This window comes from Mesorhizobium sp., from assembly GCF_024509055.1.
Lineage (GTDB): Bacteria > Pseudomonadota > Alphaproteobacteria > Rhizobiales > Rhizobiaceae > Mesorhizobium.
Genome location: NZ_JANINM010000410.1, coordinates 1 through 19603, shown reverse-complemented (window position 1 = coordinate 19603; position 19603 = coordinate 1). Strand labels below are relative to the sequence as shown.

The window sequence follows — 19603 nt, the reverse complement described above, 5'->3', positions numbered from 1 at the left end:
CGCCGCGCCAGCCATTGATCTGCGCCCAGCCGGTGACGCCGGGCTTGACCTTGTGACGGGCGAAATAGCCGTCGACCACCTCGTTGTAGAGCAGGTTGTGCGACTGCGCGGCGATCGCATGCGGACGCGGCCCGACCAGCGACAGCGAGCCCAGCAGCGCGTTGAAGAACTGCGGCAGCTCGTCGATCGAGGTCTTGCGAATGAAGCGGCCGACGCGCGTCACGCGTGGATCGTTCTTGGTCACCGTCTGCTTTGCGGTCGGGTCCGACCTGTCGGTGTACATCGAGCGGAACTTATAGACCTCGATGATTTCGTTGTTGAAGCCGTGCCGCTTCTGCTTGAACAGCACCGGGCCCTTGCTGTCGAGCTTGATGGCGATCGCGGTGGCAAGCATCACCGGCGAAAAGACGACGATGCCGATCAGCGAGAAGACGATGTCGAAGGCGCGCTTGGCGACCGAATCCCAGTCGTTGATCGGCTTGTCGAAAATGTCGAGCATCGGCACCGAGCCGATGTAGGAATAGGCGCGCGGGCGAAACTGGAGCGCGTTCGAATGCGCCGACAGTCGGATGTCGACCGGCAGCACCCAGAGTTTTTTCAGGAGTTGCAGGACGCGCGATTCGGCGGTGAGCGGCAGCGACACGATCAGCATGTCGATGCGTGCGATTCGGGCGAACTCGATCAGCTCCGAGATGGTGCCGAGCTTCGGATAGCCGGCGACGATGGGCGGCGAGCGCTTGTCGCTGCGGTCGTCGAAGATGCCGCAGATGCGGATGTCGTTGTAGGGTTGCTTCTCGACCGACCGGATCAGCACCTCGGCCGACTTGCCGCCGCCGACGATGAGGGCGCGGCGTTCCATGCGCCCATCGCGCGCCCAGCGCCGTATCAGCCTCGACATCACCAGCCTCAGGCCGAAGATCAGCACGAAGCCGACGACGAACCAGGTACCGAACAATAGGCGCGAATAGTCTTCCGAGGCCTTCATCGCGAAGGCGGTGAGCGCCATCAGCGCGAAGGTGCTGGCCCACACCAGCAGCACGCGCCCAAAATTGGCGAGCGGGCGCATCAGCGCCGAAATCTGATAGCAGTCCGTGACGTCGAGCAGCACCACCGCCAGGAAGGAAGCCGCGGCGATCGTCAGTGGATATTGCCAAGCGAGATAGTTGAAGAAGCCGACATAGTAGAAGTAGAGGCAGAGCCCCGACAGGAACAGCAGCGCGAACTCGACCATGCGCAGCACGCCGCTGACCATGATCGGCGACATCGTATCGCGCCGGTACTGCGAGGCGACCTGACGCGCGACATCGTTGATGGCGCCGGGCTTCTCATCCTCGGCAGGGCTGTCGAATTTACGCACCGCATCGATGGAAAAGCGGTGTGCAGGATCGATCTCGTTCATGGAATTGTCCGCGAGCTACGCCGCAGTACATAGCAAAAGAGAGCTAAGAAAGGCTTGAAAACAACCGGTGGTTTTGAAGCTGTATGGCGCGCTTCGGCCTACTTGCTGAGCGCCGCGAAGTAGGCGGTCTCGATCTCGCTGGCCATGACGTCCGCCCCGAATCGAGCCTTCAACTCGATGGTCTGCGGCATCAGCGTGCGATAGGCGCCGGGATTGGCGAGCGCCATGCCCATCTTGTCGGCGAGCTGGCCGGCATCCGGCCGGATCAGGGCAGGGGACGTTTCACCGAAGATTTCCGGGATGCCGCCGACGGCGGTCGCAATCATCGGCATGCCCGCGGCTAAAGCCTCGAGCACGATATAAGGCATTGCCTCCGCGCGCGAGGGCACCACGATCAGCCCGGCCAGCGCGAAGGCGTCCCTGGCCGGCATCGGCGGCAGGAAGCGGACCTGGCCGGCCAGCCCGAGCCGCTCGACCTGCGCATGGTAACGGGGGAGATCGTCGCCGTCGCCGACCATCACCGCGCTGAGGCGACGGCCGAGCCCGGTGCCCGCCAGCGCCAGCGCGTCGATGAAGATGTCAGGGCCCTTCAGGTCGCGCATCATGCCGATGTAGAGGAGATCGGCGGCATCGGCCGCGGTCGCCACCGGTTCGAATTCGATGGCGCGCAGGCCGTTATACACCAGCCTGTTGGGGATAGGCGGCTCGCCAACCTTCCGGCGGTAGGTTCTTCGCTCGTAGTCCGAGACGAACAGCAAACAGTCGGTGAAGCGCGCCATGAAGCGCTCGAGAGCGAAGAACAGTTTTCCCGTGGCCGTCATTTCGTCATAGTGGAGCGAGCCGCCATGCGGCGAATAAAGGCGGGCAACGCGAGACCTAGACACCCGCAACAGTGAGCCGAACAGACGGGCATAGGCGCCACCCTTGGCGCCATGCCCGTGCAGCACGTCCGGCCGCAATTCCTTGATGATTTGGTAAGTCCGCCAGGCGGCGGCAGCATCGCCTGGTCCGATGTGACGCTGCATCGGCGTGCGGTGGATGCCGAGCGCCAGGCTGTCGCGCATCGCCTCGAACAGCCGTTCCTCGTAGTCGCCGCCGGTGGTCGAGTCGCAGACGATGCCGACCGAATGGCCGGCCGCGACCTGCGCTTCGGTCAGGTCGCGCACATGCCGGAAGATTCCTCCGACAGGTGAGCGAAAGCAGTGGACGATCCGAAGGTTCGCCGCCACGTTGGTCTTTTCAGAACAGACGTTCGCGGACGTAGACGGTGTCGCCGGGAAGCAACGGATCGGATGTCTGCACCCGCCCGGTCATCACCTTGCCGTTGATGTCGCGGGTGATGTCGACGCTCTCCTGGTTGGCGCGCGGCGTGAAGCCGCCGGCAATCGCCACCGCCTTCTGCACGGTAAGGCCCGGCACATAGGAATACTGGCCGGCGGCGCCGACTTCGCCCATGACGAAGATCGGCCGGTAGCGATCGATCTCGACCGAGACGTCAGGATCGCGCAGGTAACCCTGGCGCAGCTTGTCGGCGATTTCCTTCTCCAACTGCTGGGCCGTGTGGCCGCGCGCCGGCACGGCGCCGACCAGCGGGAAGGAGATATAGCCGGACTGGTCGACGCTGTAAGTGTTGGTCAGCCCATCCTGCTCGAACACGGTGACACGGATGCGGTCGCCGGCGCCGAGCCTGTAGGGCTGGTCGAGCACCTCATGGAAGGCCGCGGGGGCGGGGCGATAGCTGGAGCAGCCGGTGAGCAGCGACAGGGCAAGCAAAGCGCGAAAGAGGGAAGTGCTTTTCATGACCGGTGAGGAACCTTCATCGCTCTTGCCGCAAGCTGCCGCGGCCAACCCCAGGACGTGAGCTCGTTATCATCCCGTTAGGGTTAATGGTCGGTAAAGGAAGGTGACATGAAGGATCGGCGATCGGCAAAAAGCAGAGTCTTTATATGGCTTTCGCCCAATGTTCTGCGCTGCGCGCCAATAGCGGTCCGCTTTAATCTTAACGGCTGAGTTACCATAGTTGTTTACGGTCCATCCTCGACTCACAGTTCGGAGCAGGATGCATGTCCGTTCAATCCGCGGCCGCAGATGTCGATGTCGATCTGAGGCAGCTCTTCGCCAGCCTGGCGAGGAACTGGCTGCGCATTGTCGTGGTCGCCCTTGCGGTTACCGGCCTTGCTTTCGCGTTGGCCTGGCTGGCGACGCCGCATTACAAGGCTGTCGCCCAGGTGAAGATCGGGTCGGACGAGTCGGCCTTCACCCGCCTGGACGGCACGCAGAACGACGAAAAGCCGATCCTTGACGAACAGGGCGTCGCCACCGAGGTCCAGGTCATGTCGTCCGCCGACGTGCTCAAGCAGGTCGCGTCGGACCTCAAGCTGGCGGCCAGGCATGAGTTCAACGACGCGGTGAACATGTCGGCGATCAGCCGGCTTCTGGTCAACTTAGGTCTCAAGAGCGATCCGAGCGAGATTCCTGAAGAGGAACGCGTGCTGAAGAAGATGCGCGAGAAGCTCAACGTCTACAGCGTCGAGAAGACGCGTGTCATCGCTATCGAGTTCTCTTCCGAGGATCCTGACCTCGCCGCCAAGATTCCGAATGCCATAGCCAAGGCCTACATCGCCGGTCAGGGCAACGCGAAGCTGAAGTCGAATTCCGCCGCCACCGACTTTCTTGGGCCCGAGATCGTCGATCTGCAGAGCCGGGTGAAGGAGGCCGATGCCAAGGTAGCGGCCTACCGGGCGCAGTCCGATCTCCTGATGGGCGGCAACAATTCGGTGCTTGCCACGCAACAGCTTTCCGAGCTGTCGACCGAGCTTTCCAGGGTGCGCGCCAACCGCGCCGCCGCCGAGGCCAGCGCCGAGAGCGTGCGCCGGGCGCTGCAGAATGGCGGCTCGCTTGACACTGTTCCGGAAGTGCTGTCCTCGGAGCTGATCCAGCGCCTGCGCGAGCGCCAGGTCGAGCTCCGGACGAACATCGCCGACCTGTCGACGACCCTGCTCGACAACCACCCGCGCATCCGGGCGTTGAAGTCGCAGCTTGCCGATCTCGACGGGCAGATCCGCAACGAGGCGGAAAAGGTCATCAGGGGACTGACGGCGCAGGCCGACACGGCCAAGGCGCGCGAAGCCCAGCTCGTCGGCGACGTCAACACCCTCAAGGCAGCCTCGGCGAAGGCTGGTGAGCAGCAGGTCGAGCTCGATGCGTTGCAACGCGACGCCAACGCCCAGCGGCAACTGCTAGAGTCCTACATGACCCGCTACCGCGAGGCTTCTTCGCGCAACGACCGCAAATATGTGCCGGTCGATGCAAAGGTTATTTCAGATGCCCAGGTGCCGACGGAACCCTATTTCCCGAAGATCCTGCCGATCACGGGCGCGGCAGCCGTTGCTTCGCTGCTGTTGATGGCGATTGGCACGCTTCTGCGGGAACTTTTCTCCGGCCGCGCCATGCGCCCGGCCGCCGGCGCCGAGTTCGGCCGGATCGAGCAGGTTCCGATGCCGTCGGCGCAGGTCGAGCCGGTGACGGTGGAACGCCATGATGACGACGTCGATTCGCCTATCGATCGAGCCGAGCCGGATATTGCCACTGAGCCCGTTTCAGAGGTGGCGGCTGAAGCGCCGCGGCCACGGCAGTCCAGGCTGGGCGAGATCGATGTCGAGAAGGCGGCGGAGAAACTGATCGCATCGGGCGCCGGCCGCGCGATCTTTGTGTCGCCGGAAGGCGACGAGGCCGCCGCCACGGCCGTGCTGGTGGCGCGCGAAGTCTCGGATGCCGGCCTGCGTGTTCTGCTGCTCGATCTGACCGCCTCGGGCGCGGCCTCCCGGCCGATGCTGGACAGCGGGCTGTTCCCGGGCATTACCAATCTGCTCGCGTCCGAGGCGCAGTTCAGCGACGTCATCCATCCCGATCTTTATTCGGACGCGCATGTGGTTCCCGTCGGCACATCCGATCCCGTCAAGGCCATGCGCGCCGCCGACAGGCTGCCGATCATCATGCAATCGCTGACCACCGCCTACGACCTAGTCGTGGTGGAATGCGGCCCCGCGGATGCGCAAGGCATCGGCCGGCTCGTCAGCGAGGGCACCGAAGTGTTCCTGTCGATGCTCGAGGCCGACGACGAGGTGACGCAGGCTGCGGTCAAGCTGATCGAGAACGGCTATCCGGATGTCACGCTGGTCACGCCGGTCGGGCATGAGACGCCGGGAACGCCGCTCCCGGGGCGTCGCTCGGCGGCTTGAGGCCAGATGGCTACCGAACGCTCGTGGGCCGCCACAGCGCTCTGTGGTGGTGCAACCTCCTGCAAAACAGCGCTTTCCAACCGCGCCCGATAAGCTGCGTTTCGGTTAGCTATCGTCCTCGGCCGCGGCAGGCACGGCCTGGCCGGCGGCCTTGCGGCGCAGCATCTTGGTCAGCTTCCATATTGTCGGGTTGTTCTTGATGAACGTCTTTGCCCACGCAGCTTGCCTTGTCGCCGTCGCTAGCGCTCGTCCCTTAAGCGTCAGCGGCGCCGCCACCTCGAAATGCTGGACTTCGAGATCGCACCAGAGCCGTTTGTAGGGCTCGTCGCCGACCGAGAAGTCGTAGACGTCGAAACCCTGTTGGCAGGCTTCCTGGATGTTGTCGAAGAACAGGAAGTCGCCCGGGCTGGAGAAGGCGAGATCGTCCTCGGCGATGGCGCCGAATTCGCAGATCAGACGTTTGCCCGAACGGCTGGAGCCGGTCACGGCGCGCAGCTTGCCGGCCACCTCCAGCCCATGCAGCAGGAAGGACGGCTTGTCCTCTGCGAGCGCGTCGGCAAACAGCGACCGGAAGAAGGCGCGCACTGCCTCCTCGCCGAAGACATTGGCGATGCCCATCTTGGCGAAACGCACCTCCTTCATATCGAAGAAGGCGTCGAGCATCCTGTCCACGTCCTCGCGCGTACGCGCCTCGATGCGGCCGAAACTGCCGACGGCCTCGAACTTGCGTGTCTGCGAGCGGTGCTTCTTGCGCTTGCGCTTGCCGCTGGCGCGGGAAAGCAGCGCGTCGAAGCCGCCGTCCAGGTCGACGGCGAGCGACAGGTTCGGGCTGGCAAAATTGGGCAGCGCGGCGAGTGGATTGGCGATGCCGTCGAGATCTGGCAACAGCCGCTCCAGCGCAATGAGATCGATGTCCGGCCGCGCCCTGGCGATCGCCGAAAACAACGTTCGGACCGCCTGAACGTCGACCCTTGGCAGCAGTCTCGGATCGACAGCGGCGAAATTGCCGTTGGCGTGACGTCCGCCTGCGAAGCGCGCCACCTTGAACGGGCCGCGCCTGACGACCTCGAGGGCGAGCACAAGAACAGGGCGGCTTTCGGCGCTCAACGTGGCAATCACCATGTCGGCGCCGGTTTCGGTCGCCCAGTTGCGCACCCAGGACGCGCTCTGCGCTGGTGCGAACAACGCCGAGGCACAGAATTCCGCGTAACCGCCGAGGCCGGCGCCATCGCGCACCGCCACGGTCAGGTCGCCCGGGTTCGAGTCAACCGCGCGCGCCCCGGCTTGATTGGCAGCGACCCGATTGCCGTCAAATGACGCAATGGCGTCAACCATACCTCAATCCTTAAGACGTATTGGTTCCGACTTGGGGGTTCGCGTAGGCGCAATTCGTGCTTGGATGAGCCTAGGCGTAAAAGGTGAAGGAATGATCGACGGGGGCGAGGCAATCCGGAAACTGGCGTTGAACCTTGCCCGCTACACCGGCCTGGCACCGCTGGCCAAGCCGTTTGTCGGCGGCATCGGCGCCATCCTGATGCTGCATCGCGTGACCGCGACGCCGGAGAAGCCGAACGGCGTCAACCGCCACCTGAACATTGCGCCCCGTTTCCTCGACATGCTCATCGCCGACATGAAGGCGCAGGGTTATGCCTTCGTCAGCCTCGACGAAGCGATCGAACGCATCAAGGCCGGCGGCAAGGGCGGCCAGTTCGCCACAATCACGGCCGATGACGCCTATCGCGACAACATGACGGAAGCGCTGCCGGTCCTGGAAAAGCACGGCGCGCCGATCACCATCTATGTCGCGCCGGGTTTGATAGACGGCGATGCCGATCTGTGGTGGAACCTGATCGAGGATATCGTCGACCAAAGCCCTCGGCTGACGCTGCCCTCGGCGGGCGGCCCCACCGTCATCGAGTGCTCGACGCGCGGCCACAAGATCGAGGCCAATGCCCGTCTGCATGCCTGGCTGACGCTCGATGTGCGCGAGCAAGACCAGGGCGCGGCACTGCGCGAACTGGCGCGCTCCAACGGCATCGACCTTGATGCGGGGCGCCCGGGCACGCTGATGAACTGGGACGAGATCCGGGCGATGGCCTCGCACCCGCTTGTGACGATCGGCGCGCACACGGTCAACCACCGCAACCTCAAGCGGCTTGCGGAGCCGGAGGCGCGTCACGAGATCGGCGATGTCCGGCGCATCCTCAAGGAAAGGCTCGGCGAGGAGCCGCGCCATTTCGCCTATCCTTACGGCTATGCCAGCGCCGTCGGCTGCCGCGAGGTGGGCTTCGCCCGTGACGCCGGCTACGCCTCGGCGGTGACGACCCGGCACGGCGTCCTGCGGGCCGAACATGCCGGCTTCCCGCATGCGCTGCCGCGCATCTCGGTCAACGGCCGCTATCAGAGCGTCGCCCATATCCGAACCATGCTGTCGGGCGTGACGACGCCGCTCGCCAACGCCGGCAAGATGGTCGTTACGATTTAGCTGACGCCGATCTATTCGGGTTGTTCAGCCTTTCGGGCGCGGCTCGATGATCAGCCATTTTATGATGACCATCGCCGGCAGCACCCACAGCAATCCGCTGAACAGGAAGAACAGGAAATGCGCCATCGAACCGTATTCGGCCAGGCGGGTGACCGCGACCGCCGAGGCGATCAGCGCGTAGATGATGACCAGCGCCACCAGAAGAATGGTTCCGATCAGCTTTTTCAGGCGAATGGGCATGTCGCGGTTCCCTTGAGGCGCCTCGCTTAGGCCGATTGGAGAGCGCGCGCAACCGTCGCGGCCCGGCGCGACGGCGTGCCGCGCTGCCCGGTCTTGCCAGCCGGGCGGCCTTGGTCCACCAATCCGGCGATTTCAACTATCGGGAAACGCCCATGGCTGCCATCACCGCCACGGCCCCATACGCCGCCCGCGACCGCGACCTCCAGAACCGCGCTTTGGTCCGCGGCTGGCTGTATTTCGTGCTGATCGTGCTCTTCGCGCTGGTGGTGGTCGGCGGCTCCACCCGTCTCACCGGCTCAGGCCTGTCGATCACCCAGTGGCAGCCGATCCACGGCGTCATCCCGCCGCTCAACGACGCCGAATGGCAGGAAGAGTTTCAGCGCTACCAGCAGATCCCGCAATACACCGAGATCAACAAGGGCATGAGCGTCGAGGACTTCAAGTCGATCTTCTGGTGGGAATGGGCGCACCGCATCCTGGCGCGCAGCGTCGGCGTGGTCTTCGCCCTGCCGCTGCTGTTCTTCTGGGCGACGCGCCGCATCGAGCAGGGCCTCCGACTGAAGCTCGTCGGTATCCTGGCGCTCGGCGGACTGCAAGGCGCGATCGGCTGGTGGATGGTGGCTTCGGGCTTAGTCGACCGAGTCTCGGTCAGTCAGTATCGGCTTGCCACGCACCTGACGATCGCCGCGCTGATCTTCACAGCGACCATGGTGGTCGCGCGAGGGCTGGCGCCGCATTCGGAGCCGGCCGCGGATCGCTCGACGCAGCGTCTGGCCGGCTTCATCGTGCTGCTGGCATTGATTCAGATCTATCTGGGCGGACTGGTCGCCGGTCTACACGCGGGGCTTAGCTACAACACGTGGCCGCTGATGGATGGGCAGGTTATCCCATCCGATCTGCTTCTCCTGAAGCCCGCCTGGCTGAATTTCTTCGAAAACCCCAAGACGGTGCAGTTCGTGCATCGGATCGGCGCCTATACGGTCTTCGCCGTCGCGCTCTGGCACATGATCGCCACCTGGCAGCGCCAGCCCGGCACTACGCATGCGCGCCGCGCCACGCTTCTGTTCTTGCTGGTGGTCGTCCAGGCTTCGATCGGCATCGGCACTCTGCTGATGCAGGTGCCGCTGCACATGGCGCTGACACACCAGGCGATCGCGCTGGTGCTGCTTGGCTTCGCCGCAGCGCACTGGCGCGGCACCAAGGGTGCCTATCCGCTGCCGGACGAAGGCGCCGTCAAGGCAGTTTGACTGGCGCTCAGCCGATCACATCCAGAACACGGTCGATTGCGTCGAGGACGAGCCGTCGAATTCCGCTTGGCGCGCCGCGGCGGCAGATGTCGTCGTCGACTGGCCCTGGCCGCTCTGCGCTGCCTTGTCGGCGGCCTTGAGCGAGTCGAGCTTCGCCTTCGCCGCGGCGATCTCCTGCTGCAATTTGGCTGCCTCGACCTGGTCCTTTGCTGCCTTGGCCTGATCTTCTAACGCCTGGATCTGCTTTTGGAGGGCGGCTTCCTGGGCCGCGTTGTCCGAGGATGACGTCGACGAGGAATACTGCACCGACTGAAGCGAGCTCGAAATCGCGCTGACCATGGAAAATCCCTTTGTTGGAAGCCGCGCTTAGCTCTAGCCCATTATGGTGAATTGAAGATTACTGAGATCCATCAGATCTTGCGCAAGTATCTTCTGCTCACAATATTTCCTGTGCTACCACGTGGTGAGGGGGCGGGGCCAATGGGACGCATGATACCGCTAGTGCCATTCCATCCAGTTTGGGACGGCGTATCTATTCCTTCAGAGCAGTGGCATTTCTATCGCCGGCTATATGAACGCTACGGCATTGTCCTGAGACCTGGAGAGTATTCAAGGCTTTACAAAAAGGCCGTTGTTGAAAAGAAGGACTTGTTTGTCCACGCGAGGCGAGGCCGTATCCATCGCATCTTTCTGCACGGAGCGCAGGAACACGTATTCGTTGTGGTCGGCAAGCGTGTATTGATCACAGCTCTCGAACCTGGCGCCGCACACAAAAAGAAGAAGCAATACGCATCCGGGTCGACACTTGATTCAGAGGTGAGCCTGCACTTTCCGGATCGCCTCGGCGACGCGTAGCTCACGCTTCTCGTCGGTCACGTTGCCATCCTCGCGGTGCCAGGCCGCCGACAGGCAACCATAGGCGATCGCATGGTCGAGGATGACGCTCGGCGATTGACCAAGCACTGCCGAAAACACATTAGACATACGCGCGATCCGCCGCGGATCGAGGCAGAGGTCATCGCGGTCGAGCGGATTGTAGAACAGGTTCACCGCGTCGAAGCCGGGATCGCCGAACACGCCCTTGGGGTCGATCGCCAGCCAGCCGCGCCGGCCGTGAAGAATGTTGTCGTGATGCAGGTCGCCATGCAGCGGCCTGACGTCGCGCGGATTGGCAAGCAGCCGCTCGGCGATTGCGGCGGCTTCGATGTAGGGACTGTCGGCGCCTGCGTCCCGATCGGCCTTGGCGGCTCGAAACAGGCTGAAGTATCTTTCGCGCAGCGGCTGCAGGTCCGCCGGAGGAACGTGGTCGGAAGCCGACAACAGCTTCGCCATCACTTCAGCGGCGATCATGGTGGCAGCATCATCGCCATGCTCGGCCAGATGCTGTGACAGCAACCTGTCGCCGGCATATTCGAGCAACATGCGATTGCCGTCTCGGCCGAGCAGGCGCACCGCGCCTTCGCCGCGCCGCCAGGCAAGATAATGCTCGCCGCGCAGCTCGTCCGCGACATCGTCGAAGGGTTTCAAATCCTTGACGATTGCCGGCGAGCCGTCCTCTCGCGTCACCTTCCAGATGCGACTGGAGAAAGTCTCGGCAATAAGTTCTGGAGCGCTGACCTTCCAGCGCTCGGGCAATGCAAGCATTGCCGCTCAGTGCTTGATGCCGAGCATCAGGTCGAGGTTCTGCACCGCCGCCCCGGACGCACCCTTGCCGAGATTGTCGTAGACGGCCATCAGCAGCGCCTGCGCCCGTTCGTCATTGGCGAAGACGTAGACCTTCATGCGGTTGGTGCCGTTATAGACCTCTGGGTCGATCTCCGGCACGCGCTCCATATGCGTGTAGGGCGCGACTTCCACCACGCCGCCGTCGATGCCGGCGAAATGGTCGGCGATCGCCGCGTGGAGCTCCGCGCCGGTAGGCACGCGCTTGAGCCCGCCGAGCTGCAGCGGCACAACGGTGATCATGCCTTGCGCGAAATTGCCGACCGCCGGCTGCATGATCGGGTCGTGCGAGAGCTTCGCATAGGTCCGCAACTCGGGCACATGCTTGTGCTGCAAGGTCAGCCCGTAGGGCAGGAACTCAGGCGCATCCTCGCCCTTGTCGACATAGTCCTCGATCATCGGCCGACCGCCGCCGGAATAGCCGGAAATGCCGTTGACGGTGACCGGGAAGTCCGCCGGCAGTAGGCCGGCCGCGACCAGCGGCCGGAGTGTCGCGATCGGCCCCTGTGGCCAGCAGCCAGGGTTGGCGATGCGCTTGGCGGAGGCAATCTTCTTCGCCTGATCCTTGTCCATTTCGGCGAAGCCATACTCCCAGCCATCGGCCACGCGATGCGCGGTCGAGGCGTCGATCACCTTCGTCGTGTCGTTCTCGATCAGCGAGACGCTTTCCTTGGCCGCCGCATCCGGCAGGCATAGGATCGCGACATCGGCGGCGTTGAGGAATTCGGCTCTGGCGGCGGCTTCCTTGCGGCGCTCGGCGGGAATGGAGATGATCTCCAGGTCGCCACGGTCGGCCAGCAGCGCCCTGATCTGCAGGCCGGTCGTGCCATGTTCGCCGTCAATGAAGATTTTCGGTTTCATCTTTGCCAAATTCCCTGCGATTCCAAAACTATATGCCGTGAGCATTATGCAGAACGGCATGATTGCCGTTGTTCAAATCCTCGAGCCTTGCCTTTCGCTCCGCCAGCAGGCCGAGATAGTGCATGGCGATGATCGATCCGGCGATGGCCGTTATATCGGCATGATCATAGGCCGGCGCAACCTCGACCACGTCGGCGCCGACGATGTCGACCTGGCCGAGCTGGCGCAGCGTCGACAGGATCTTGGCGGAGGAGGGGCCGCCCGCCACCGGCGTGCCCGTGCCGGGCGCAAACGCCGGGTCAAGGCAGTCGATATCGAAGGTGAGATAGGTCTTCTTGCCACCGGTGCGGTCGACGATCGCATAGGCGATGTCGGAGGCGCGCATTTCCTCGACCTCGTGTCCATAGAGGATCTTGATGCCGCACGTATCGGGCGCGTGCGTCCGGATGCCGATCTGGATGGAGCGGTCGGGATCGATGACGCCTTCTTTCACCGCTCGGGCGACGAACGAGCCGTGGTCGATGCGCTTGCCGTCATCGGGCCAGGTGTCCTGGTGGGCATCGAACTGCACCAGCGCCAGCGGGCCGTGGATCGCAGCATGCGCCTTGAGCAGCGGCCAGGTGACAAAATGGTCGCCGCCGAGCGACAGCAGGAAAGCGCCTGATTTCAGGATCTTGGCCGCCTCGCGCTCGATCGTGCCAGGTGTCTTCTGGTGGTTGCCGCTGTCCAGCAGGCAGTCGCCGTAGTCGACGACCGACAGGTGTTCGAACAGGTCGCGCGAGAACGGATATTGCGGGTCGTTGTCGAGGATCGCCGAGGCGCGGCGAATCGCCTGCGGCCCGAAGCGCGCGCCCGGCCGGTTGGTGACGGCAGCGTCGAAAGGGATGCCCCAGACCACCGCATCGGCGCCCTTCACGTCCTTGCTGTACTTGCGGCGCATGAACGAGAGCGCTCCGGCGTAGGTCGGCTCATACGACGCGCCCGTCTTGGAGCGGGCGGTGAAGGCGTGGTCGATCTCATTATTCGCCATTACGGGTCCTCGTTTTCATCGGGCAGCCACAACTACAGAACCGGCACGCAACATGCCAGTCACAGCTTGCGGAAAGGGAACGGCGCCCGGCGAGTGCCGCGCCAACACAGGATTTGTATCATCATGACGCAGGCCGCCTTGCTCAACCTTGCGCCCGCTCCGGCGGCGACCCGGACCGGCACGATCGCCGCCGAGCGCTTCCTGGTACTGGATTCCTGGCGCGGCATCTGCGCGCTGCTGGTGGCGTTGTTCCATTTTCCGACCACGTCGATGATTTCGCAGAGCGCCTTTGTCGGCGGCTCCTATCTGTTCGTCGACTTCTTCTTCGTGCTCTCCGGCTTCGTGATCGCCAGTTCCTACAGCAGCAGGCTGAGCGCGCAGGATGACCTTGCCCGGTTTGCGCTGGTGCGCTTCGGACGCATCTATCCGCTGCATCTCCTGATGCTTGCCGCCTTCGTCGCGTTCGAGGCGCTGCGGCTGGTCCTGCCGGCGCTGCACGGGACGGGAGCCGCCCCCTTCAGCGGCGGATTCGATGTGAAGAGCCTCTTTGCCAACCTCCTGCTGCTGCAAGGCATGGGCGTGGAAAATCACCTGACCTGGAACGCCCCGAGCTGGAGCATTTCGGCTGAATTCTTCACCTATCTGCTCTTTGCCGGCGTCGTCTTCGCCACCGGCCAGCGCGCCTGGATATGGTTCGTCGCCGCGGCCGTGACCGCGCCCCTGTTCCTGCTTGCCTTCTCGAACCGTCATATGGACGTGTCCTTCGATTTCGGCTTCATCCGCTGCCTTTACGGCTTTTCGCTCGGCGCGCTGCTTGCCTGGTTTCAACACGATTCCATTGCAGAGGCGCGACAGGCGCTCGGCGGCGGGGCAGGGCGCATCGCCTGGACGATTGCCGAGCTTGCGATGATTGCGCTGATCGGGCTGTTCGTTTCGATCGCCGGAGCCAACGATGCAGGGATCGCCGCGCCCTTTGTCTTCGCGCTGGCGCTATACCTTTTCGCCCATGAAGGCGGCTGGATCAGCGTGCTGTTGCGCAGCCGTCCGATGCTGCTGCTCGGCTCGCTTTCCTATTCGATCTACATGGTCCACATCTTCGTGCAGGCACGCATGATCAATGTCGGCGGCCTCATCGAACGCAAGCTCGGCCACGGCATCGTTGGCGACGTGGTGCTGCGCGGCGATACGGTGACGGGTTTCGGTGTCGGTTCGCCATGGATCGGCTTCGCGGCCATGGTGGCGATGCTGATCGCCGTCGTGGTCGCATCCTGGTTCACCTGGCGCTTCGTCGAAATGCCCGCGCTCGCCTGGTTCCGGCGGCTGGCCAAGCGTATCTGAAGCACTCGCCGAGAAGATAGCTGGCTTCCTTCATGGTCCTGTCATAGGCATCGCCTAAGCGGGTTCCGACCCGGAACGGAGCGATTCCCCGATGCGAATACTCTGGCTGAGCCTGCTCCTGCCCGTTTCGTTCGGGCTATCCGTTTCGCTTGGCGCCGTATCAAGCCAGAGCCTGGCCGGAGAGACGAGCGCCGACCAGATCCTCGACCACTTCGAGCACACTGACCAATGGCGCGGCCATAGGATGATCTCCGCGCGTCGGGCTGGCAGTCTGCAAGCCGGCAACAGGCTTTATGCCGAGAATTCGCTGGCGGCGGCGGGGGCCTCGATCGCCACGGGCGCCCTGGTCGCCCAGGCCGACGAGTTGATGGTCGCTGCCGATTTGATGACGGCGACGGGCTATCGGGTGCGGCATGCCAAGACAGGCGTACACAGTTAGCATCGATTAACTGCTTCGCCCGTCACCCGACCCGGCTCTTCGCGCCGGGCTCCCCATGATGGGGAGGTCGTGCCAGAGGCGCGGGTGGGTGACGGCGCCAGCGTCACGCCGCCTTCGCCACGCCGTCCAACTCGCTGAGCGCCGCTGCCGACAACTCCAACTCCGCCGCCGCGAGATTTTCCCGCAGGTGCGTAACCGCCGAGGTGCCGGGGATGAGCAGGATATTGGGTGAGCGCTGCAGCAGCCACGCGAGTGCGACTTGCATCGGCGTGGCGCCAAGCCGCTCAGCCACAGCCGACAGGGTCGAGGACTGCAACGGGCTGAAGCCGCCGAGCGGGAAGAACGGCACATAGGCGATGCCGTCGCGGGCAAGCTCGTCAATCAACGCGTCGTCATCCCTGTGCGCGAGATTATACTGGTTCTGCACGCAGACGATGTCGCAGATGCGCCGGCCCTCCTCGATCTGCGTGCTAGTGACGTTGCTCAGGCCGATATGGCGCACAAGGCCTTTGCGCTGCAATTCCGCCAGCACGGTCAGCGGCGCCTCGATGGAACCTTCAGCAGGGCCATGCACCCCGAACATGATGCGCAGATTGACCACTTCGATCGCGTCGAGCCCGAGATTGCTCAAATTGTCGTTCACGGCCTGCGCGAGTTCCTCGGCCGAGTAGGCCGGCAGCCAGGAGGCATCGCTGCCGCGGCGGGCGCCAATCTTCGTGACGATGACGAGGTCTTTGGAATAGGGCGCCAGCGCCTCGCGAATCAGCCGGTTGGTTACATAGGGGCCATAATAGTCGCTGGTGTCGATGTGATTGACCCCATTTGCCGCCGCTTCGCGCAGGACGGCGATCGCCGCGTCATGGTCCTTCGGCGGACCGAACACGCCCTTGCCCGCAAGCTGCATGGCGCCGTAGCCGATGCGATGGACGGAGCGGTCGCCGAGTTTATAGGTGCCGGATTTGTCTACGCTGGACATCGTGGTTCTCCTTCGCTGTCACCGAGGGAGATAGGGCATGGCCGCTGTCCCGATAACTTGGTATAATCGGTACAGCTTGTGCGGAATTAAGAACAGTGGCTGACCTCAACGATTTACAGGCGTTCATGGCCGTGGCGCGCGCCGGCGGCTTTCGCGAGGGTGCCCGCGCCACGGCGGGCAGCGCGTCAGCGCTCAGTGAAGCCATCCGCCGACTGGAAACCCAGCTTGGTGTGCGGCTCTTCAACCGCACGACGCGCAGCGTTGCCTTGACCGAGGCAGGCGCCAGCCTGCTGGCGCGGCTTGGCCCCGCATTGGGCGAAGTGGAAGCCGCGCTCGATGTGGTGAACGGCTTTCGCGACCGGCCCGCCGGAACCTTGCGGCTCAACGTGCCAATAAGCGCCTCGCGGCTGCTGCTGCCAAGGATCGTTCCGGGATTTCTCGAGGCCTATCCCGCCATTCGCCTGGAGGTGATTGCCGAGGAGAACTTTATCGATCTGCTGGTGGCCGGCTGCGATGCCGGCATCCGCTATGACGAGCGGCTGGAGCAGGACATGATCGCCGTGCCGATCGGACCGCGCACGCAGCGCTTCACCACCTCCGCTGCGCCGGCCTACCTTGCTCGGCACGGTCGGCCGCAGCATCCCCGTGATCTGCTTGGTCATGCCTGCGTGCGCGGTCGCTTCCCGAGCGGGGTCATGACACCCTGGGAGTTCGAGCGCGATGGCGAGGTGGTGCGGGTCGATACCACCGGACCATTGGTCGTCAGCATCGGTGGAGGCGTCGATCTCGCCATCGATGCGGCGATCGCCGGCGTCGGCATTCTCTGGCTGTTCGAGGACTGGGTGCGCCCGCATTTCGAGAGCGGCGTGCTGGAACCTGTGCTGGAGCCGTGGTGGCAGGATTTTTCCGGGCCGTTTCTCTACTATCCCGGGCGCCGCTTGGTGCCCGCGCCCCTGCGCGCATTCATCGACTACATCAAGACGCCGGCCGGGCACTGGTAACAAAAAGGCCGCCCGGAGGCGGCCTCTTCGAAATGATTGGACTTCGCAGCGCTTAGCGCTTCGAGAACTGGAAGCTGCGGCGGGCCTTCGCCTTGCCGTACTTCTTACGCTCGACGACGCGGCTGTCGCGGGTCAGGAAGCCGCCCTTCTTGAGCACGGAACGCAGGCCCGGCTCGTAGTAGGTCAGCGCCTTGGAGATGCCGTGACGCACGGCGCCCGCCTGGCCGGAGAGGCCGCCGCCGATGACGGTGGCGACGATGTCGTACTGGCCGGCGCGGTTCGCGGCGACGATCGGCTGGTTGAGGATCATCTGCAGCACGGGACGCGCGAAATAGGCCGCGAATTCCTTGTCGTTGACGATGATCTTGCCGGAACCCGGCTTCACCCAGACGCGCGCGATGGCGTTCTTGCGCTTGCCGGTGGCATAGGCGCGGCCCGACTTGTCGAGCTTCTGGACATGCACGGGCGCGGCCGGCTGCGCGGCGACGGTGCCGAGTTCTGCGAGCGAGGAAAGCTCAGCCATTACGAAGCCCTCTTGTTCTTGGAGTTCAGCTTGGCCACGTCGAGCGCGACGGGCTGCTGGGCGGTGTGCGGATGCTCGGCGCCTGCATAGACGCGGAGATTCTTCATCTGGCGACGGCCAAGCGGGCCGCGCGGGATCATGCGCTCGACAGCCTTCTCGACGACGCGCTCAGGGAAACGGCCCTCGAGCAGCTGACGAGCGGTGCGCTCCTTGATGCCGCCGGGATGGCCGGTGTGCCAGTAATAGACCTTGTCGGTGTACTTCTTGCCGGTGAACACCACCTTGTCGGCATTGATGACGATGACGTTGTCGCCATCATCGACATGCGGGGTGAAGGTGGGCTTGTGCTTGCCGCGCAGATGGTTGGCGATGACAGTGGCGAGGCGGCCGACGACGAGACCTTCGGCGTCGATCAGCACCCACTTCTTCACCACATCCGCAGGCTTCTGCGAAAAGGTAGCCATGGTTTTACTCTCGGTTGGACCTTTCCAATCCGTGAGGGGTAGGAAAGGCGTTTCTTGTTGCTTGGATTGGCGGTAAGCGCGAGGGCCGGCCGCCAATAACAAAACGGCGGCCTTTGCGGGCCGCTGTTCGAGGACGGCTTATAGGCGAGGGCGCAATGCGCGTCAAGGCGATCAAAAACTCTCCTGGCGCGTAAAGTCAAATAAAAACAATTGCTTGGCATTGCGGTATTATTTTACCGCACCGCCTGAGCGCTTGGGCGGTATCGAATAGGTGCCCGTGGCATGCGCCACGGTGTGGCCTTCCGGGCCGGCGACGATATCGATGTCGAACACCATCAGGCTTTTGCCGAGCTTCAGGATCCGGCAATGGCCGTCGATCGGCCCGGCCTCGGCCTTGCGCACGAAGTTGATGTCCAGGTTGACCGTCACCGACAGCGCATCCGGCCCCGCATGGCTAAGCACGCAGACATAGCCGCCAATGTCGGCCAGCGTGAAGAGCGACGGGCCGGACACGGTGCCGCCGGGCCGCAAATGCCGTGCGTCGGCATTGAGCCGCACCGTGCAGCCGCCCGGAAACACCTCCAGCGCTTCATAGAAGCTGAACTGGTCGTTGAGCTGCGGGTACACGCTGGCCATCAGCGCATTGACTTCCGCAGCGTTGAGCACCGGCTTCAGATTGCTTTGGGCAGGCATGGGCAGCGTCCTATATGAAGCGGAAGGCTCCAGGCGCCGCCTGGACCAAACGGTGCGATGGAGAAAACACGTCTCGCGGCTTTTCTTCAACCGGCAGCATGCTAGTTCTGTTGCTCCATGGTCCGCGAGCTGATTGCGAGGTTTCAAAGTGGCTGAAGTCGTTGCCATCAAGCCGGCCGTCGCCGACGGCCCCGTTCTGGTCAGCCAGGACAAGGGCGTGCTGCGTCTGACGCTTGCCAGCCCGCCGGCCAACGCGCTCTCGCTGGCGACGATGGCGGCGCTGCAGGCCGAATTCGATCGCGTGAAGGAAGACAAATCCGTTCGCGTCATCATCCTGGCGGCATCAGGAAAAGTTTTCTGCGCCGGCCACGACCTCAAGGAAATGACCGCGCATCGCGCCGAACCGGATCGAGGCAGGGCGTTCTTCGAAAAGACGTTCGCAGCCTGCGCGACGCTGATGCAAACGATCGTGCGCCACCCGAAGCCGGTGATCGCCGAGGTCGACGGCCTTGCCACCGCCGCCGGTCTGCAACTCGTCGCAAGCTGCGACCTCGCCATTGCGTCGCATGAAGCGACTTTCTGCACGCCCGGCGTCAATATCGGTCTGTTCTGCTCGACGCCGATGGTGGCGCTGTCGCGCAACGTGTCGCGCAAGCAGGCGATGGAAATGCTCTTGACCGGCGAGACGATCGACGCGGCGACCGCCAAGGAATTCGGCCTCATCAACCGCATCGTGCCACGCGAATATCTGAATCAGGTTGTCAACAAATACGCGCAAACCGTTGCTTCAAAATCATCTTTGGTGCTCAAGACCGGCAAGGAAGCCTTCTACGCCCAGGCCGAAATGGGGCTTGCGGACGCCTACGCTCATACTGGCCGTGTGATGGTGGAAAACATGCTGGCGCGCGACGCCGAGGAAGGCATCGGCGCCTTCATCGGCAAGC

20 protein-coding genes are annotated in these 19603 nt (G+C 63.7%); 7 read left to right on the top strand and 13 right to left on the bottom strand.

Features of this window, described 5'->3' with window-relative positions; all coding sequences use genetic code 11:
* The 3 genes from Q0L57_RS21915 to Q0L57_RS21905 all read right to left on the bottom strand — a co-directional run.
* Positions 1-1399: undecaprenyl-phosphate glucose phosphotransferase (locus Q0L57_RS21915; RefSeq protein ID WP_296745134.1), on the bottom strand; the 1399-nt coding region annotated here is incomplete at its 3' end.
* A 98-nt stretch (positions 1400-1497) separates the two neighbouring features.
* The gene (locus Q0L57_RS21910; RefSeq protein ID WP_296745133.1) at positions 1498-2628 is read right to left on the bottom strand and encodes a glycosyltransferase; all 1131 of its coding nucleotides are present in this window, start codon (positions 2626-2628) and stop codon (positions 1498-1500) included.
* A gap of 10 nt (positions 2629-2638) precedes the next feature.
* Positions 2639-3199 (bottom strand): polysaccharide biosynthesis/export family protein, encoded by a 561-nt coding sequence (locus tag Q0L57_RS21905; protein WP_296745132.1) that lies wholly within the window; start codon positions 3197-3199, stop codon positions 2639-2641.
* A 263-nt stretch (positions 3200-3462) separates the two neighbouring features.
* Here Q0L57_RS21905 and Q0L57_RS21900 point away from each other — a divergent pair, with 263 nt between their 5' ends.
* Positions 3463-5640 carry an exopolysaccharide transport family protein gene (locus tag Q0L57_RS21900; protein WP_296745131.1) on the top strand — a complete coding sequence of 726 codons (2178 nt, stop codon included), beginning with the start codon at positions 3463-3465 and terminating at the stop codon, positions 5638-5640.
* A gap of 105 nt (positions 5641-5745) precedes the next feature.
* On the opposite strand, the gene Q0L57_RS21895 is transcribed toward Q0L57_RS21900, so the two are convergent.
* Positions 5746-6975, bottom strand: a complete 1230-nt coding sequence (locus tag Q0L57_RS21895) for a GNAT family N-acetyltransferase (RefSeq protein ID WP_296745130.1) — start codon at positions 6973-6975, stop codon at positions 5746-5748.
* A 91-nt stretch (positions 6976-7066) separates the two neighbouring features.
* On the opposite strand from Q0L57_RS21895, the gene Q0L57_RS21890 reads away from it, so the two are divergent.
* Positions 7067-8125 carry a polysaccharide deacetylase family protein gene (locus Q0L57_RS21890; protein WP_296745129.1) on the top strand — a complete coding sequence of 353 codons (1059 nt, stop codon included), beginning with the start codon at positions 7067-7069 and terminating at the stop codon, positions 8123-8125.
* Between the two features lie 24 nt (positions 8126-8149).
* On the opposite strand, the gene Q0L57_RS21885 is transcribed toward Q0L57_RS21890, so the two are convergent.
* Positions 8150-8365, bottom strand: coding sequence for a DUF2842 domain-containing protein (locus tag Q0L57_RS21885; protein WP_296745128.1), 216 nt, complete (start codon positions 8363-8365; stop codon positions 8150-8152).
* Between the two features lie 152 nt (positions 8366-8517).
* Here Q0L57_RS21885 and Q0L57_RS21880 point away from each other — a divergent pair, with 152 nt between their 5' ends.
* Complete coding sequence (locus Q0L57_RS21880) at positions 8518-9612, top strand: COX15/CtaA family protein (protein ID WP_296745127.1); 1095 nt, start codon at positions 8518-8520, stop codon at positions 9610-9612.
* Positions 9613-9627: 15 nt separating this feature from the next.
* Here the strand turns inward: Q0L57_RS21880 and Q0L57_RS21875 are convergent, their stop codons facing one another.
* The 4 genes from Q0L57_RS21875 to speB all read right to left on the bottom strand — a co-directional run bounded on the left by Q0L57_RS21875 (position 9628) and on the right by speB (position 13225).
* The gene (locus Q0L57_RS21875; protein ID WP_296745126.1) at positions 9628-9951 is read right to left on the bottom strand and encodes a hypothetical protein; all 324 of its coding nucleotides are present in this window, start codon (positions 9949-9951) and stop codon (positions 9628-9630) included.
* A gap of 471 nt (positions 9952-10422) precedes the next feature.
* Entirely contained in the window at positions 10423-11256 is an 834-nt protein-coding gene (locus Q0L57_RS21870; protein WP_296745125.1) for an aminoglycoside phosphotransferase family protein, read from the bottom strand.
* A 6-nt stretch (positions 11257-11262) separates the two neighbouring features.
* Positions 11263-12195, bottom strand: coding sequence for an N-acetyl-gamma-glutamyl-phosphate reductase (gene argC / locus Q0L57_RS21865; RefSeq protein ID WP_296745124.1), 933 nt, complete (start codon positions 12193-12195; stop codon positions 11263-11265).
* Positions 12196-12223: 28 nt separating this feature from the next.
* Positions 12224-13225: an agmatinase gene (gene speB / locus Q0L57_RS21860; RefSeq protein ID WP_296745123.1), complete on the bottom strand. Its 1002-nt coding sequence runs from the start codon at positions 13223-13225 to the stop codon at positions 12224-12226.
* A 123-nt stretch (positions 13226-13348) separates the two neighbouring features.
* Here speB and Q0L57_RS21855 point away from each other — a divergent pair, with 123 nt between their 5' ends.
* The gene (locus tag Q0L57_RS21855) at positions 13349-14563 is read left to right on the top strand and encodes an acyltransferase (RefSeq protein WP_296745122.1); all 1215 of its coding nucleotides are present in this window, start codon (positions 13349-13351) and stop codon (positions 14561-14563) included.
* 91 nt (positions 14564-14654) lie between these two features.
* Positions 14655-15002: a hypothetical protein gene (locus Q0L57_RS21850; protein WP_296745121.1), complete on the top strand. Its 348-nt coding sequence runs from the start codon at positions 14655-14657 to the stop codon at positions 15000-15002.
* Positions 15003-15105: 103 nt separating this feature from the next.
* Here the strand turns inward: Q0L57_RS21850 and Q0L57_RS21845 are convergent, their stop codons facing one another.
* The gene (locus Q0L57_RS21845; protein ID WP_296745120.1) at positions 15106-15978 is read right to left on the bottom strand and encodes an aldo/keto reductase family oxidoreductase; all 873 of its coding nucleotides are present in this window, start codon (positions 15976-15978) and stop codon (positions 15106-15108) included.
* A 95-nt stretch (positions 15979-16073) separates the two neighbouring features.
* Here Q0L57_RS21845 and Q0L57_RS21840 point away from each other — a divergent pair, with 95 nt between their 5' ends.
* Positions 16074-16979: a LysR family transcriptional regulator gene (locus Q0L57_RS21840; protein ID WP_296745119.1), complete on the top strand. Its 906-nt coding sequence runs from the start codon at positions 16074-16076 to the stop codon at positions 16977-16979.
* Positions 16980-17031: 52 nt separating this feature from the next.
* Here Q0L57_RS21840 and rpsI read toward each other — a convergent pair whose 3' ends face one another.
* The 3 genes from rpsI to Q0L57_RS21825 all read right to left on the bottom strand — a co-directional run bounded on the left by rpsI (position 17032) and on the right by Q0L57_RS21825 (position 18659).
* Positions 17032-17502, bottom strand: a complete 471-nt coding sequence (rpsI, locus tag Q0L57_RS21835) for a 30S ribosomal protein S9 (protein ID WP_296745118.1) — start codon at positions 17500-17502, stop codon at positions 17032-17034.
* Positions 17502-17966 carry a 50S ribosomal protein L13 gene (gene rplM / locus Q0L57_RS21830; protein ID WP_073989574.1) on the bottom strand — a complete coding sequence of 155 codons (465 nt, stop codon included), beginning with the start codon at positions 17964-17966 and terminating at the stop codon, positions 17502-17504. The genes rpsI and rplM overlap by 1 nt, the downstream gene beginning before the upstream one ends.
* 228 nt (positions 17967-18194) lie before the next feature.
* Complete coding sequence (locus tag Q0L57_RS21825) at positions 18195-18659, bottom strand: PaaI family thioesterase (RefSeq protein ID WP_296745117.1); 465 nt, start codon at positions 18657-18659, stop codon at positions 18195-18197.
* Between the two features lie 148 nt (positions 18660-18807).
* Here Q0L57_RS21825 and Q0L57_RS21820 point away from each other — a divergent pair.
* The coding region (locus Q0L57_RS21820; protein ID WP_296745116.1) for an enoyl-CoA hydratase at positions 18808-19603 on the top strand (796 nt) is incomplete at its 3' end.